This window comes from Promicromonospora sp. NPDC057138, assembly GCF_042670845.1.
Lineage (GTDB): Bacteria > Actinomycetota > Actinomycetes > Actinomycetales > Cellulomonadaceae > Promicromonospora.
Window position 1 is genome coordinate 21598 of sequence record NZ_JBHUUX010000011.1, and the last position, 16668, is coordinate 38265.

Here is a 16668-nt window from a genome sequence, read left to right on the forward strand (position 1 = left end):
GCCAGGGCAACATGGCGTGGTCTTTGTCGAGCGGACCCGGGACGAAGAGATGGGCGGCGCGGGCTCGGTTACGTCTGTTCGACGGCGGCGCGGTGTGGGTAGCGCGGGCCGCGGACTCGAAGGACGCGGCTCGGCTGCTGGTCGAAGCGGATTGTGGGGACCTGCAGGGCTAGAGGACGGCCTCCTTGGCGCTAGGCCGAGGGCTGGTGAGCGGTCGGTCAGCTGTTCAGACGGCCCTCAACGCCGCATGTGCTGACAGTCCGGCGGCCCGACCGGCTCCGTAATGACGAACCCCGAGCTGTGGTTCATCCGCCTGCTCATCCCGAACGCGTCGCCACGTTCGGGTTCGGTCTCGAGGTTCGGCGGCGCCAAGGCAGGGAACCTTCGAGTTCGATTTCGAGCGAGAAACTAAGAAATGTTCGGACCAGCACGATGACTCCGAGCGCGACGGCGCTGTTGAGTGTGGGATCGACCGTGATTGTCATGACAATGTCGGCGATAATGAGGAATTCCAGGCCCAAGAGAATGGCGCGCCCGACGTTACGACGCGCTCCCTCGTAGGCGCGGCGTCCCCCGACCCGCCGGTACGAGACGGCGGCCGAGACGAACGCAGCCACTGACCCCACGACCAAGACCGCAACGCCGCCCACTTCGAATCCGCGCACGACTGCTTCCATCAGGTCGTCCAAGCTGATATCCGCCATCTGCCGAGCGTTTCACGTCAGGGTCGAATCTCCACGGCGACTTGCGGCTACAAGGCGATTCCGTGAGTCGACGACTGCCTCAGCATGGCCGAGGGCGCCTTGCGGTTGCGGCCCGGAACCTTAACGGGGAGTGTGTGGAGCACGTGGTGCAGGTCCCACCCAGGGAAGGGGTCGATCAAATTCGTCCCGATTCTGTAGATGTCGACCGATAACGATTACGAGGGCCGGTTGATGGTCGAGGCCGAACAGGCCCGTCCAGGCGAACCCGCTGGCTCGTGCGGATCAAGGCCTACGCCTACCTGCGTGACAAGTTTTCGGCTTCTAGCCGGCGACTTAAGACATCAAGGGAGCGAGTATGACGACGACGTCCACGTCCGCCCGGGACATTTACTTTAGCTTCTTCATGTTCACTGCCGACCTGCGTCCGGATGACGAGGCCTACAGCCGGATCCTGATCGAACACTGCCGAGCGCTCAAGGACATGGGCTACACCGGCTTCGATGTGCATATCGCGCCGCAGCCGGTCGGCGGCGATCACGCGCTGGAGGTCGCGAGCTACGTCAAGCTGAAGAATCGGTTCGACCTCGCCGGCGTGGGCGACGTTCCGTTCACCATCAACGTCGGGACGACGCAGCGGTTTGACATCACCTCGCCCTATCAGGAGCAACGTGCGCAGGCGCTCGCGTATCTCAAGTCCCGGGTCGACATCGCCGCCATCATGGGCGGTGACTCCGCCATCATGTCAGGGCCGTTCCTTTACCCCTACGGGGTCTTCCCGGACACCGACGACGGTGAGCCGATCTGGAGCGATGCGCTGCAGGACTGGATGGCACAACGGTATGTGACGGCGCGGTCCAGCTTTGCGGAGCTGGTCGAGCATGCCGGCACGAAGAACGTCACGCTCGCGATCGAGCCGGTCAAGAGCTGGGAGACACCTGGGCCGAACATGGTCTCCGAGGTGCTGGACTTCCTCGACAGCTTCGAGAGCCGGCCGGCCGGCGTGGCCCTCGACACCGCGCAGGTCGTCATGGAAAGCCAGGGCCCGCAGAGCTTCCAGCGCAATGTCGCGCGCGCGTCCGCGCAGCACCGACTGCACTTCGTGCACGTCTCAGCGCCCGACCGGGGCGCCGTGGGGGACGCCTGGATCCCGTGGGACCTGCTGCTGCGGGAGCTCGAACCGGTGTTCCGCGGCCCGTACCTCGTTGAGGTCTTCAACGCGATCCCGCCCTTCGACAGTTCCATGCGGATGTCGCGCCGTCGGTTCTGGCGGCCGGGCGAGGACGACCCGACGCCCTATGGCAGCGCCTATGACGTCGCCGCGACCGCGTTGGCCACGTTGCAGAAACAGCTGGCCGCGGCCGCCCAGTACGCGTGACTGTCCATCTCTCCCCAACGCAGGCTCGGAGATCCACCCATGTCGCACTCCCTGTCGGATCCCATCATCGTGGTGGCGAGACGCTCCGCTGATGTCCGCGTGCACACCTTCATCTCCTCGTTCCTGGACAACAACATTGCCAACGCCACGCACATCATCGAGGGCCCGTCCAAGCTGGTCCTGGTCGACGGCCAGTTCCTCGCGCCGTACGCCCGACGCTTCCGCGAGTATGCCGACACCCTGGGCAAGCCGATCGAGAGGCTGTATCTCTCGCATCGCCACCCGGACCACTGGTTCGGGCTGGGAACGGCCTTTCGCGACGTGCCCATCTTCGCGTTGGCCGAGACCGTCGACTTCCTCAAAGCGCACGGCGAAGAATCTCTGGGCGACCACTGGAAGATGGGCGGCTTCGCTCCAGAGATCGTTGTCGTGCCCGACGGGATCGTGCAGCCAGGTGAGGAAACCATCGACGGGATCCGCTACCTCTTCGACGTGGTGACCGACACCGAGATCGACTATCACCTGACCATCAAGCTCCCCGAGCTGGGCGTGTGTATCGCACAGGACCTGCTGTACAGCGGAACTCACCTCTACCTGAGTTCTGGCATGCACCGATGGATCCGTGTCCTGAGCCAGTTGCTGACGGAGGATCATGACTTGTTCCTCGCCGGTCATGGTCTCCCGGCGGACAAGAACGAGGTCGCTCGGAACATCGAATATCTGTCCGCGGCCGCTGCGGCAGTCGCCGACGGAATGACTGGCGCTGATTTCAAGAACTTCATGCTCGCGCGCTATCCCGAACGCCGGTGTCCCGGAATCTTCGACATCTATCTGCCACGCCTGTTCGGCGGCGCGGCTAGTTACTGATCCTTGGCCACCTTCGATGGAGGTTCCGAAGCATGAGTGATCCCTACACGGTCGGGCAGTACATGGTCGACCGACTCCACCAGGTGGGGTTGGGCCATCTCTTCTCCATCGCCGGCGATTATTCCATCCGGTGGGTGAACGGGTACGTGGGCCCTAGCCCGATCACAGTCATCGAAGAGGTCAACGAGCTCAATGCCGGTTATGCCGCCGACGGCTATGCCCGCATCAACGGAATAGGGGCGCTCTGCGTCACCTATTCCGCCGGCGCGTTGAGCGCGGCGAACGCCATCGCCGGGGCCTACGCCGAGAGAGTGCCCGTGGTCCTGATCAATGGCACGCCCGACATCAAGAAGACTCTTGCGTTTGAACAGACCGGTTTCAGCGCGCATCACTTCATCAGCGGGCGCGAGACCGACATGCAGGCCTTTGAGCATCTGACCGCTGCTGCGGTGCGAGTCGACAATCCCGACCTGGCCGGCATGCTGATCGATTACGCACTCACGCAGTGCATCACGGAACGACGTCCGGTCTACATCGAGCTCCTCCAGGACATGATCGACATGGAGTGCGAACCGCCGCGCGGCGAGCTCAGGCCGGCACGGACGATGTCCGACGATGCCAGCCTCGAGGAGTCCATCGCGACGATCACGGCGATGCTCGAGAAGGCGAGCAACCCGCTGATCTGGGTGGGCATCGAGGTCGACCGCTTCGGCCTGCACGAACAGGCCGCGATGCTGCTGCGACAGCTGAACATTCCCTATGTCACCGAGCTCTTGAGCAAGTCGGTCCTCGCCGAGGAGGACGCCCTGTTCGCCGGTGTCTTCGACGGGCAGGCGTCCTCCGCAGAGGTCCAGAGCCTGGTGGAGGGGGCCGACTTCGTCCTGGCACTGGGCGTCTGGCTGACAGATCTCAACACCCTGGGCTGGAGTCCAGAGTTCGAGAAGACGGCCTTCGTGTCGTTCGACACCGTCAAGTACGGCACCTCCTTCTGGGCCCAGGTCGCGCTGGCCCACGCCATCGACGCCCTGATCAAGAGTGGCGTCTCACGGAAGGCGGCGCCGTTCCCAGCAGTGACGCCACCGACCACCGCCCCACCGGATCCTGCTGCCCCGATCACGTATACCGGGTTCTACGACTTCATCCCGCGCTACGTCGACGAGAACACGATCGTCGGCAGCGACGCGAGCCTGAACTACTTCGGCAGTCTGCTGTTGAGGGTCCCCACCGCCAGAGCGTTCTTCGCTCAGCCGTCGTACTCGTCGATCGGCTACATCTCGCCGGCGGCGACGGGCGTCTGCCTGGCCAAGCGCAGGGAGCAACGGGTGATGGTCTTCGCCGGTGACGGCGGCTTCCAGATGAGCGCCCAATGCCTTTCGACGCAGACGCGCTTCGGCCTCGACCCGATCATCTTCGTCATCGACAACGGTGTGTATGGCGTCGAGCAGTGGCTCGCCGACCCGACCGTCTTCCGCACCGACGACCCCTTCTACGACTCCTGTTACCTGCATCCCTGGGAATACAGCAAACTGGCCGCGGTCTTCGGCTGCCAAGGCTGGAAGGCCGCGACCTACGGCGAGCTCGACGACGCCGTCCAGGGGGCACTGGCCAACACGAGCGGCCCGTCCATCATTCAGGTCGTCATCAATGAAAAGTCCCTTCCGGTCAATGCCGAGTGGAAGAAGACATGATGGGATCTGAGGTTGAAGACGACTCGCGGCTGAAGGGGGACGCCCTCGTCGAGGGGCAGTTCAAGCCTGAGCGGATGAACGCTCTGACCGACGGCGTGTTCGCGATCGTGCTGACCCTCCTCGTGCTGGACCTGAAGCTGCCGGAGACAGACGAGTCCATCCTCGCGCTCATGAGCAACGACCGACGGGTGTTCATCGCATGGCTGATCAGTTTCCTGCTGATCGCTCGTTTCTGGCTCGTGCACCACGCGGTGACGGCGCGGCTCCAGCAGTGTCACGTCGGGACCTTGGCCCTGAACTTCGGCGTGCTTGGCTCGGTGTCCCTCGTGCCCTTCTCGGCCGACCTCATCGGGACCGAGCGGATCGCCGAGCCCTGGTCCACGATCGTCTTCGCAGGCAACGTCGGGTTGATGTCGCTCAGCGTCGGCCTGCTGGCCAGGCACGCGCTGCGCGAACCGTACTTGCTTCACCCCGACCAGTCCAGAACGGTGCTGAGCCGTCACCGGTCGCACCACCTCTACGTGCTGCCGACAGTCGCGATGGCCTCGGTCCTGCTCGCCTTCGTGCATCCGTACCTCGCGGTCGGCGTTCTCCTGGCGGAGTTCGTGGTCGTCACCGTCTGGGGTGGCTGGCACTTCCGGACTCGCTCACGTCTCGACCGCACCAGGCCGCACGCCTTCGCGGAAGGATCGTCATGAAGGTCGAGGTCGGCATGTAGCTCTGTTAGCTGGGTGATCGCTCACTTCTCCCCTCCTTCGAAAGGCACCCATGTTTGCCTCCGGAACCGTTCGCCTCGCCGCTGTGCCCAACGCCTGGGTCAACGACGACCTCCCAGAGCTCGGCGCGGGCACCTCCTTCGACCAGATCATCAGCGAGATGGCGCTCGCGGGCTACGAGGGCACCGAGCTGGGCAGCACCTATCCCAACGACGCCGCGACCCTCAGGGCCGCTCTCGACGTGCGGGGGTTGGCTCCTTCGGGGGGCTGGGTCTCCACGTGGTTCGCCTCGAAGGGGGGCGCGTACGAGCAGACCCTGCAGACCTTCCGCGATCAGATCCCGTTCTTCACCGCGATCGGCCTGCAGGACGTCTATGTCGCCGAGGTGACCGGGGCCGTCCACCAGCAGCCCGTCCCGGCCCTGGCGAACCGGCCTGTCTTCGACGACGCGCAGTGGGACGACATGATCCGCGGACTGGGCGAGATGGGCCGGATCGCCGCCGATCACGGCCTGCGCATCAACTACCACCACCACACGGGCACGGGAGTGCAGTCGTCCGAGGACATCGACCGCCTGATGACCGACACCGTGGCCGGCGAGACCTGGCTGCTCCTGGACACGGCCCACCTGCTGGTCGGGGGAGGTGACCCCATGAACGTCCTGGCTCGGCACGAGGGACGCATCGGTCACGTCCACCTCAAGAACCTCCGCCAGCCGGTGCTGGACCGGATGCACAAGGAGGCGTTGAGCTTCTGGGAAGCCCTGCGCCAGGGCATCTTCACCGTCCCGGGCGACATGGAGGGCTGCATCGACTTTGCCCCGCTTCTGCAGAGGCTGGCCGACGACGGCTGGACGGGTTGGCTGGTGGTGGAGGCGGAACAAGACCCGGCCACCGCGCACCCGCTGGAGGCGTTCCGTCTCGCGCGCCGCCACATCGCAGACCTGACAGGGCTCTGACGTGGCCACTGTCGAGAACGATCGGTTGACAGCGACCAACGCCGACGGGGTCCCGTGGCGTCGGTGGGGGCCCTACCTGTCCGACCGACAGTGGGGCACGGTGCGCGAGGACACCTCCCCGGGCGGCGACGCCTGGGACTCCTTCCCGCACGACCAGGCGCGATCGCGCGCCTACGCATGGGGCGAGGACGGCCTGCTCGGCATCAGCGACGACACCCAGCGGCTGTGCTTCGGCCTGGCCGTGTGGAACGAGGCCGATCCCATCATCAAGGAGAGGCTCTTCGGCCTCACCAACAGCGAGGGCAACCACGGCGAGGACGTCAAGGAGTACTACTTCTACCAGGACTCGACTCCGACGCACTCGTTCATGCGTGGGCTGTACAAGTACCCGCACGCCGCGTACCCCTACGACGACCTGCTGCGCACCAATGCCGCACGTGACAAGCAGGCCCCGGAGTACGAGCTCGTCGACACCGGGATCTTCTCCGAGCAGCGCTACTTCGACGTCGAGGTCGTCTATGCGAAGGCGGGTCCTGAGGACGTCCTGGTCACGATCACCGCCACCAACCGCGGACCGGACCCGGCGGTGCTCCACCTGCTTCCGACCCTGTGGCTGCGCAACACCTGGGGCGACGATCCCGATGCGCCGCGGCCCCGGCTGAGAGCTGACGCAGACGCGCGACGCATCGCCGTCGACTGTCCCGAGCTGGGGACCTACGCGCTCGCCTGGGAGGACGACGTCGACGTCCTCGTCACCGAGAACGAGACCAACTGGGCAAGGATCGCCGGCGGCACGAACGCGACGGCGTACGTCAAGGACGGCATCAACGACGCGGTCGTTACGGGCCGGTCCGACTCGGTGAACCCCGACCTGACGGGGACCAAGGTGGCGCTCCGTCGGCGCGACGTCATCGAAGCCGGCAGGTCGGTGACCATGCGTCTGCGTCTGTCGAACGCGATGCCCGAGCAACCGCTCGGCAAGGACACGGACCGGTTGCTGGAGAAGCGCCGCGCCGAGGCCGACGACTTCTACGCCTCCATTACCCCGCCATCGGTCACCGCGGACGGCGCGATGGTCATGCGGCAGGCTCTCGCAGGGATGCTGTGGTCGAAGCAGTTCTACTGCTATGACTTGGATCGGTGGCTCAGCGAGCGTGAAGTGCACCCGCTGCGCGACGAGGCCGGCCTCGACCACCGCAACGCCCGCTGGTTCCACATGGTGTGCGGTGACATCATCTCCATGCCTGACTGCTGGGAGTATCCCTGGTTCGCGGCGTGGGACCTGGCGTTCCACACCATGACGCTGGCGATGGTCGACACGGCCTTCGCTCGTGACCAGCTCCAGCTGCTGCTGGGCGAGCGCTACCTCCACCCGTCGGGTCAGATTCCGGCATACGAGTGGAACTTCTCGGACGTCAATCCACCCGTGCACGCACTGGCGACCCTCTTCAGCCACGTGGAGGCCGCCGGAGACAGCATCGACGACGACCATGACTTCCTCACCGACATGTTCGGCAAGCTCATGCTCAACTTCACCTGGTGGGTCAACCGGAAGGACGTCAACGGCGCCAACGCCTTCGAGGGGGGATTCCTGGGATTGGACAACATCGCCGTCTTCGACCGCAGTGCCGCCCAGCTGCCCACCGGAGGACGGCTCGAACAGGCAGACGGTACGGCCTGGATGGCGCTGTACTGCCAGACGATGCTCGAGCTCTCGCTGGAGCTAGTGGCCACCGACGCCAACTACGAGGGCATGGCGCTCAAGTTCCTCGAGCACTTCCTGTACATCTCCGCAGCCATGGAACGCGGCGACGGGATGTGGGACGACGAGGACGGCTTCTTCTACGACCAGCTCCGACGCCCCGACGGATCAGGGGAGCGGCTCCGCGTGCGCTCGATGGTCGGCCTGATCCCGCTCTGCGCGGTGACCGTCGTGCCGGCCGACGCCTTCGGGCTCCTCAGCGAGCGGCTGGACGAGTTCATGGGTCGCCATCCCGACCTCCTCGGTCAGCTGTCTGATCCGACTCTGCCAGGCGTTGCGGACCGGAGGCTGTTGACGCTGCTCAACGAGGACCGGTTGCGCAGCGTGCTGGGCGACCTGCTGGACGAGGACGAGTTCCTCAGCCCGCAAGGCATCCGTGCCCTATCGCGTTACCACCTCGACCACCCGTTCTCGATGGAGGTCGAGGGACAGACGTTCGGGGTGGGCTACCTCCCGGGCGAGTCCGACAGCGGCATGTTCGGCGGCAACTCCAACTGGCGCGGACCGGTGTGGATGCCGGTGAACTTCATGGTCATCCGGGCGCTGCTCCAGTACTACCTCTACTACGGCGACGAGTTCACCGTCGAGATGCCGACCGGGTCGGGCAACCACCGCACCTTGTTCGAGGTGGCGCACGAGATCGCGGACCGCCTGGTCTCGATCTTCATCCCTGACGGGGACGGCCGCCGCCCGGTGTTCGGTGGTGTCGAGCTGTTCCAGACCGACGAGCACTGGCGCGACAACCTGTTGTTCTACGAGTACTTCCACGGCGACAACGGAGCGGGCATCGGGGCATCTCACCAAACCGGCTGGACGGGGCTGGTGGCGAAGCTCATCCAGCTCTTCGGCACGCTGGACGCCGCCGAGATGCTGGCGGGTCGGACCACGCACCCTTTCACCACTCTGTTCCGGCGCGACGTCGGCTGACCTCGAAGACGTTCTAGCCGCCTGCTCCACTCTTCGGAACGTGCCGACCTCCTGATCTTGCTCAACCTCCCAAGAAAGGCCTCTCATGCCAGCTCCGATCGACCATGCCGCCGCAGCGCGCACCGCCTACGACGTTCTCGTCGTCGGTTCGGGTGTCAGCGGGGCCATCATCGCCCGATCGCTCGCCGAGCGCGGACTCCAGGTGCTCATCATCGAGGCCGGCCCGGGGGAGGAGCTGTCGGCCGCGGAGTACGACACGCACGTCACGCGGTTCTACGGTGCGGCCGCCAAGGACAACAACTCCGCCTACGAGGTCAACCCGAATGCGCCGATGCCGCGTTCCCCGGACGTGAGGCGACTCCAGGCGGGGCACCCCGACTCGACGAGCTATCTCATCCAGAACGGTCCGTACGAGATGGACAGCACCTACACCCGGGTGCTGGGCGGCACGACGATGCACTGGGAGGGCAAGGCCATGCGCATGCTCCCCGAGGACTTTCAGATGCGCACCCGCTTCGGGCAGGGGTGCGACTGGCCCATCGCGTACGACGACCTCGAGCTGTACTACCAGCAGGCGGAGCGCGAGCTCGGCGTGTCCGCCGACGTGGCCGACCAGACGTTCTACGGCATCACGTTCCCCCCGGACTACGTGTTCCCGATGCACAGCCTGCCGCCGTCCTACCTCGACACCGTGATCGCCCGGGACCTCGACGGCACCGTCGTGCAGCTCGAGGAAACCGACTGCACGATCCTGGTGCGCCCCACGGCCCAGGCCCGCAACAGCATCCCCAACCCCGCCTATGACGGCGGCAAGGGATACGTGCCCGTCGGTGCGGTGAGCACGCACCAGATCGACCAGGGCGACCGCTGCCAGGGCAATATCAACTGCGTGCCGCTGTGCCCTGTCCAGGCCAAGTACAGCGCCCGCAAGACGCTCTCCTTCGGCGTGCGGACGGGCCGTGTCGACATCCTCTCGCAGACGGTCGCCTCCCAGGTGCACGTCGGTGCGGACGGTCAGGTCAGCCACGTGGACTACCAGGCCTACGGCTCGACGACGTCGCCGGAGCACGTCACCGGGTCACTGCGCGCCACCACGTACGTGCTTGCTGCCAACCCCGTCGAGAACGCTCGGCTGCTGCTGGCCTCCGGCCTGCCGAGCAGCAGCGGGCTCGTCGGCCGCAACCTGATGGACCACGCCTACCTGCTGACCTGGGGCCTGCTGCCCGATATCGCGGGGACGATGCGCGGCTCGCAGTGCACCTCGGGGATCGAGGACCTGCGTTCGGGGGATTTCCGCACCCGCCATGCCGCGATGCGTGTCAGCATCCACAACGATGGCTGGTCCTGGCCCACGGGGTCGCCGTACACCGACCTGATCGAGCTGGTCGACGACGCGAATGCCTACGGCACAGCCCTGCGGCGGCGCGTGGCGGACCGGATCTCACGCCAGCTGATGCTGTCGTTCATGATCGACCTGCCGCCGGAGCCGAGCAACCGGATCACGGTCGACGGTCGTTACGTCGACGCGCTGGGCAACCTGCGCCCGGTGCTGTCGTACTCCCTGCCGGACTACACGATGGACGCCGTCGCGGCCAGCCGCCGGGTCTCGCGTCAGCTGTTCCAGCGGCTCGGCGTCGAGGACAGGACCCGCTACGACCCGCTGGACCCCGGCTTCGTGTCCCACCAGGGCGAGGGCTACGTGATCCGCGGCGGCAACCACTGGTCCGGCACCCACATCATGGGCACGGCCAGCCACGACTCCGTCGTCGACAGCCACCAGAGGTCCTGGGACCACCAGAACCTCTACCTCGTCGGATCGGGGAGCATGCCGAGCATCGGCACGTCCAACACGACGCTCACGCTGGCGGCGTTGTCGTTCCGCACCGCGGACCACATCGTTTCTGAGCTGACCACCCGCCCGTCCGTCATGATCGAGGGATGACCTGATGAACCTGCGCCGAATCGCCACCGTCGAGGACCTGCACCAATACCTCTATGTCGCCATGCAGCTGGAGCACGCGACAATCCCGCCGTACCTCACGGCGCTCTACTCGATGCACCCCACGGTGAACGCCGATGCCTACCGGGTGATCCGGGTCGTCGCGGTCGAAGAGATGCTTCACCTGACCCTGGCCGCGAACATCCTCAACGCCGTGGGAGGGACCCCGGACCTGTCTGCGAACGGCTTCGTGCCTGCCTACCCCGCGCGCCTGCCCGACGGCGAGGACGACTTCGAGGTCGGCACGCGCGCCTTCTCCCGCGACACGATCGAGACCTTCCTGAAGATCGAGCGGCCAGCCGTGGCAGGAGGGGACGACTCCCGCTTCGTGTCGCGTGACGGGTCCGCCCGCGCCCTGCTGCCCGCGGTGGACGCCCACGAGGACGATCTCCACTTCTTCAGCATCGGGGAGTTCTACGCCGAGATCGGCGAGGGGCTCGAGCGACTCCACCACGAGATGGGCGAAGACCTGTTCTGTGGCGACCCGGCCCGTCAGGTCGGGCCTGCCTACTACTACTCCGGTGGTGCTGCGATCGTGGAGGTCACCGACGCGTCGTCGGCCGCCGCTGCGATGCGCGTCATCAGCGAGCAGGGCGAAGGCCTGGGTGGCGGGATCTTCGACGAGGAGGGAGAGCTCGCCCACTACTACCGGTTCCAGCAGCTGCTCCTGGGCCGCCACTACCAGCCCGGGGACGAGGCCGGCAGCCCGACTGGTCCGGCCCTGGACGTGGACTGGGACGCCGTCTACCCGGTGGTGCCCGACTCGGCCCTCGACCACTACACGGAGCCCGGCGAGCTGCAGGACGCCGTGACGGCCTTCAGCCGGGCGTACGGCGACTTCCTCACCCGGCTCACCGAGGCGTTCAACGGCCGACCGGACCTGCTGCTGCCGGCCGTGGTCGATATGTTCCACATCAAGGACCTCGCCTCGCAGATCGTCCGCAACCCGATGCCCGGCCGACCGGGAGTCAATGCGGCCCCCGTCTTCCGCGGCCTCGTCCCGGTGGAGGTGGCCTGAGATGAACGACAAGTTCCACGAGGCGTTTCTCGACCTCTCGTCGACCCTGACGGGCTATTCGCGCTTCCGTCTGCTCGGCACCGGCCAGGCTGATCCCTACCTGTCCACGACGCGTGAAGCCGTGGGGGAGGAGGTCCTGGCTGAGCTGCTCAACGCGTTCACGGACGTGCACCGCGACGCCGGCGACGACGAGGAGGCGCTGGACACCGGACTCCGGGCCCGCATCCTCAGCGACCGTCTGCTCGGCCCGGTCGCGCGCAACGTGATCAAGATGTGGTTCGTCGGCACGTGGTACGAGCTTCCGCAGGAATGGCGTGACGTGCAGGCCACCCGCGGTCACGACAGCACCCACGTCGTCTCCCCGGCGTCGTACACCGAGGGCCTCCTGTGGCCCACCATCGGCGCCAACCCGCCCGGAGCCAAGGCGCAGGGCTTCGGCAGCTGGGCGGCACCACCCACGATCGACGCCCCCTGATGCGCGTCAAGGGACTTGACCACCACGTCACCAATGACGCGAGCGGGTCGTCACGTTGAGCGAGGAGCGCCCGGCACCGCAGCCGCCCACCGGCGGGCTGCACCTCGGCGAGTGGGGTGCCGAGCTCGCGGGCACGGCCGTCCTGGTCTTCACCGCCCTCTCGACCGCCACACTGCTGTTCCATCCGGGATCGGTCGTCCAGGACTGGCTCCCGTCCGAGTCCGCACGTCGGCTCCTGCTCGGCATCGTGTTCGTGGTCATCCTCGCCTCGATCGCGAGGAGCCCGACCGGTCGTCTTAGTGGCGCCCATCTCAACCCCGCGGTGACGCTCGCATTCTGGATCACCGGGCACGTGCACCCGCACGACCTCTTCGGCTACTGGACGGCTCAACTCATCGGAGGCGCGTTCGGCGCGTTCGCGCTCCGCCTCGTCTGGAGGCAGACGGCAGCGGGCATCGAGTACGGCGCCATCGTTCCGGAGGTGGCCCCCTGGGCCGCCGTGCTGGTGGAAGCCTTGATGGTGGGTCTCGTCATATGCGCGATCTTCGTGTCCGTCTCCACGCCTGCCCTGGTTCGGTGGACCCCGGTCGTCGCCGGCACGGTCGTGACGCTGAACTTCTGGCTGGGCTCCCCGTTCACCCACGCCGGCCTGAACCCGGCGCGGACCCTGGGACCCAATCTCGTGGCGGGACAGTGGCAGGACTGGTGGGTGTACTTCGTGGGGCCGCTCGCTGGGGCGGCGCTCGTGGCGCTGGTGTGGCGGACGACCCCGCGAGTCATCCTCACCGCGAAGCTCTTCCACGACTCCGACTACCGCTCGGTCCTGCGCACGCATCTGCCGGCCCGGCGCCCCGCCACCGCGAAGCCGCCCGGGGACTCACAGCCTCAGTTCCACGTGCAGCAGTGAGACGAGCGGCTCATCTCAGCGCTGCTGTCGCTCGAGGGCCTCGTTGAGGTACAGCGCGCTGTTGACGAGGGCGAGGTGCGTGAAGGCCTGCGGGTAGTTGCCCAGGAACCGCCCCGATGGGTCGAGCTCCTCGGCGTACAGGCCCAGATGGTTCGCGTAGCCGTGCAGCTTCTCGAAGAAGAGTCGCGCCTTGTCGACCTGACCGGACCGGGCGAGGCACTCCACGAACCAGAAGGAGCAGATGCCGAAGGTGCCTTCGGCGCCTTCCAGGCCGTCCGACGCGGCCTCGTCCGGGCGGTAACGGTAGACGAGCGCGTCGTCCACCAGCTCCCTCTCGACGGCGTCGAGGGTGGACAGCCAGCGCGGGTCACGGGGGGCGATGAAGTCGACGAGCGGCATCATCAGCGCCGACGCGTCCAGCGTGTCGGAACCTTTCGACTGGACGAACGCTTGCTTCTGCTCGCTCCAGAAGCCGGTGTAGATCTCGTTGTGGATGTCGTCGCGGACCTGGAGCCAGTGGGTCAGGGGAGCGGGGAACGACCGCCGCTGCGCGATCCGGATCGCCCGGTCCAACGCCACCCAGTCGGTGAGCCGCGAGTACAGGAACTCGCGCTGCCCGCCACGGACCTCCCAGATGCCCTCGTCGGTGTCCCGCCAGTGGTCGCAGACCCAGTCGGTCGCCACCGACAGGTCCTTCCACAACGCGTAGGAGATCGGCTCGACCAGCTCGTCGTAGAGGTTGACCGCGTAGAGCAGCTCACCGTAGATGTCCAGCTGGGTCTGGTCGTACGCCCCGTTCCCGATGCGCACCGGAGCGGAGTCCCGGTAGCCGCTCAGATGGTCCAGGGTCTCCTCGGTGAGGTCGTGCCGGCCGTCGATGCCGTACATGATCTGCAGCTTCCCCGGGGTGTCGGACTCGTCGAACCGCTGCTCGATCCAGCGCATGAAGCTGCGGGCCTCCTCGGTGAAGCCGAGGCGGATGAGGCTGGCCGCGGTGAACGACGCGTCCCGGACCCAGGTGAACCGGTAGTCCCAGTTGCGTTCGCCGCCGATCTCCTCGGGGATGCCGAAGGTGCCGGCCGCGGCGATGGAGCCGTACTTCTGCGAGGTGAGCAGCTTCAACGTCAGCGCCGAGCGGCTGATCATGTCCTGCCACCGTCCGCGGTAGGACATCGTGGTGTTCCAGCCGCGCCAGAACTGCATGCTGTGCTGCAGCGCCTTCTCGGCGTAGTCGGAGGCTTCGGCCGGGCTCCGCTCCTCGCTCTCGACGGTCTCCAGGATGAAGTCGACGCTCTCCCCGGACTGCAGAGTGAAGTCGGCGACGGCGTCACCGTCCACGACGTCGACGGGGATCGCGCAGAGCAGCCGCAGCGTCGGGGTGCTGTCGTCGTCCGGGATGAACCACACCTCGTCGCCCTTGGCCTTCGCGCGGTGACCGACCCGGGCGTAGTCGAAGCGCGGCGCGCACTCGAGATGGAGGTCGACGGGGCCCCGGACCGCGTGCACCCGCCGAATGAGGATGTGCGTGTGTCGCATCTCCCCGACCGGCATGAAATCGGTGATCTCGACGACCCCATCGACGCTGAGGAAGCGCGTCAGGAGCACGTTCGTGTCCGGCAGGTACATCTGCTTGTACCGAGATCCGTCGACGGCAGGGGCGATCTTGAACCGTCCGCCCAGGTCGTCGTCGAGCAGAGCGCCGAAGACGGTGGGGGAGTCGAAGTGTGGGAAGCACATGTAGTCGATCGACCCGTCCACGCCGGCCAGAGCCACCGTGTGCAGGTCGCCGATGAACCCATAGTTTTCGAGCGGTTGGTAAGCCACGAATGTCCTGTCCTCGAGCACGGGTTGCGCATTCGACACGCCGGGCCTTCACTGGCTATGGCAGTGTCCACGGCTCGGGAGCTTTGGGTAGTGCTGTTTGACAGTAACATCTGATTTACATTCGGTCTTATGGTGAAGGAAATACTGCGACCAGGGAGAGCCAGGCCACGCGGTTGTCAACCGACAACGCCCGCGGTTGACCGTCACTGCCTGCTGCGCGAAGATGGCCCATGAGACGCGGAAATCCGCAGCATTCTGCCTTTTGCGCCGTCTCATCAGCGCTATCGCACAAACCTGCCGTGATTCCTCCGGGAGGCTAGAAGATTCGAACCGGTCTGCAAAGGTCGGGGGGTTCGAATCCCCCTGGCTCCACAGACGGAAACCCCGCTTTACCAGGGCAGATGCTCCGGTCAGGCGGGTTTCTTCGTTGCCTAGGAGGCGTCTTCCTCGGATCGCGGCCCCCCGGCGGCCCCCGTGTCGTCGGATACCCCTTCGTTGAGGCGATCCAGGCCGCCTTGTCCGCTCCGGTCCCGAGGTAGTGCAGGTATCGGTTCGTGGTCGCGATGGACTCGTGGCCGCATCACGCCTGCACGGTTCCGGGGTCTATGCGCCGTGCCAGCCATGGGCACGCGGCGGTGTGCCGTAGGTCGTGGAGACGGCGGCCTCCGCCGGTCCCGATGCTTTTGGAGGCGGAGAATCTCGACGTGGTGGAGAACGCCAGCGTCGCATGGGTCGCCGTGGCAGACCTCGGTAAGTTCATTCCGGAGAGCACCATCTACCCGCCCATTCTCGAAGTGCTGGGAGGTACGCATGTCTGAGGCAGTGACGGAAGAGAAGCCCGCCATCGCAGCGGCGATCATCGTGCAGGATGGGAAGCTGCTGATGGTTCAGCGGCGCGTTTCGGAGGGCTCGCTCTCGTGGCAGTTCCCTGCCGGGGCCGTCGAGTCGGGGGAGACGTTCGAGCAGGCCGCCGTTCGTGAGACGGCCGAAGAGGCTGGGCTCACCGTCCAGGCCGTGAAGGTGCTGGGGGAGCGCGTGCACCCGAACACCGGTCGGCTCATGGGCCACGTCGCGTGTGACGTCGTCAGCGGTGAGGCGTACGTCGCCGACACCGAAGAACTGGCGGATCTGGTGTGGGCGACGCCGGACCAGTTCTCCGAATACGTGCCCTACGGCTTTGCGCCGGCCGTCCAGGACTACCTCACCACGAACGTCGGCTGACGGTAGCGCCCCCGCTACCAGTAGCGGGGCTCTCCGCTACGTGCGCTACCAGTTCCCACTGCACGCGGGGCGGTCTGGCGCAGTGCTCGGCGCGGTTCGTGCGTCAGTCGGCCGCCGGTAATCGGCGGACCTCCACCTCGACCCGGTCAAGGAGGTCGTGCTCCTCAATGGTGAAGCTTCCGCCGTTTGAGAGCAGGCGGTGCTGCTCAGCCTCGGCAGCCTCAGTA

13 protein-coding genes are annotated in these 16668 nt (G+C 66.3%); 11 read left to right on the forward strand and 2 right to left on the reverse strand.

What is annotated here, in order from left to right; genetic code table 11:
- Positions 1-317 precede the first annotated feature (317 nt).
- On the reverse strand, positions 318-704 hold the full coding sequence (locus tag ACFT2C_RS09855; RefSeq protein WP_377206860.1) for a DUF1622 domain-containing protein: 387 nt from the start codon (positions 702-704) through the stop codon (positions 318-320).
- 355 nt (positions 705-1059) lie between these two features.
- Here ACFT2C_RS09855 and ACFT2C_RS09860 point away from each other — a divergent pair, with 355 nt between their 5' ends.
- The 10 genes from ACFT2C_RS09860 (at position 1060) to ACFT2C_RS09905 (ending at position 13396) form a co-directional block, all read left to right on the forward strand.
- Positions 1060-2079 (forward strand): sugar phosphate isomerase/epimerase family protein, encoded by a 1020-nt coding sequence (locus ACFT2C_RS09860; RefSeq protein WP_377206861.1) that lies wholly within the window; start codon positions 1060-1062, stop codon positions 2077-2079.
- A gap of 39 nt (positions 2080-2118) precedes the next feature.
- On the forward strand, positions 2119-2946 hold the full coding sequence (locus tag ACFT2C_RS09865; RefSeq protein WP_377206862.1) for an MBL fold metallo-hydrolase: 828 nt from the start codon (positions 2119-2121) through the stop codon (positions 2944-2946).
- A 32-nt stretch (positions 2947-2978) separates the two neighbouring features.
- The gene (locus ACFT2C_RS09870; RefSeq protein WP_377206863.1) at positions 2979-4634 is read left to right on the forward strand and encodes an alpha-keto acid decarboxylase family protein; all 1656 of its coding nucleotides are present in this window, start codon (positions 2979-2981) and stop codon (positions 4632-4634) included.
- The gene (locus ACFT2C_RS09875) at positions 4634-5332 is read left to right on the forward strand and encodes a TMEM175 family protein (RefSeq protein WP_377206864.1); all 699 of its coding nucleotides are present in this window, start codon (positions 4634-4636) and stop codon (positions 5330-5332) included. The genes ACFT2C_RS09870 and ACFT2C_RS09875 overlap by 1 nt, the downstream gene beginning before the upstream one ends.
- Before the next feature lie 70 nt (positions 5333-5402).
- Entirely contained in the window at positions 5403-6308 is a 906-nt protein-coding gene (iolE, locus tag ACFT2C_RS09880) for a myo-inosose-2 dehydratase (RefSeq protein WP_377206865.1), read from the forward strand.
- A gap of 1 nt (position 6309) precedes the next feature.
- Complete coding sequence (locus ACFT2C_RS09885) at positions 6310-8997, forward strand: glucosidase (RefSeq protein ID WP_377206866.1); 2688 nt, start codon at positions 6310-6312, stop codon at positions 8995-8997.
- 85 nt (positions 8998-9082) lie between these two features.
- Entirely contained in the window at positions 9083-10939 is a 1857-nt protein-coding gene (locus tag ACFT2C_RS09890) for an FAD-dependent oxidoreductase (protein WP_377206867.1), read from the forward strand.
- A 4-nt stretch (positions 10940-10943) separates the two neighbouring features.
- Positions 10944-12014, forward strand: a complete 1071-nt coding sequence (locus ACFT2C_RS09895) for a ferritin-like protein (RefSeq protein ID WP_377206868.1) — start codon at positions 10944-10946, stop codon at positions 12012-12014.
- 1 nt (position 12015) lies between these two features.
- Positions 12016-12489 carry a hypothetical protein gene (locus tag ACFT2C_RS09900; RefSeq protein WP_377206869.1) on the forward strand — a complete coding sequence of 158 codons (474 nt, stop codon included), beginning with the start codon at positions 12016-12018 and terminating at the stop codon, positions 12487-12489.
- A 55-nt stretch (positions 12490-12544) separates the two neighbouring features.
- Positions 12545-13396, forward strand: coding sequence for an MIP/aquaporin family protein (locus ACFT2C_RS09905; protein ID WP_377206870.1), 852 nt, complete (start codon positions 12545-12547; stop codon positions 13394-13396).
- 15 nt (positions 13397-13411) lie between these two features.
- On the opposite strand, the gene ACFT2C_RS09910 is transcribed toward ACFT2C_RS09905, so the two are convergent.
- Complete coding sequence (locus tag ACFT2C_RS09910; protein ID WP_377206871.1) at positions 13412-15220, reverse strand: glycoside hydrolase family 15 protein; 1809 nt, start codon at positions 15218-15220, stop codon at positions 13412-13414.
- 810 nt (positions 15221-16030) lie between these two features.
- Between ACFT2C_RS09910 and ACFT2C_RS09915 the strand changes: the two genes are divergently transcribed.
- The gene (locus ACFT2C_RS09915) at positions 16031-16441 is read left to right on the forward strand and encodes an NUDIX hydrolase (protein ID WP_377206872.1); all 411 of its coding nucleotides are present in this window, start codon (positions 16031-16033) and stop codon (positions 16439-16441) included.
- Positions 16442-16668 lie beyond the last annotated feature (227 nt).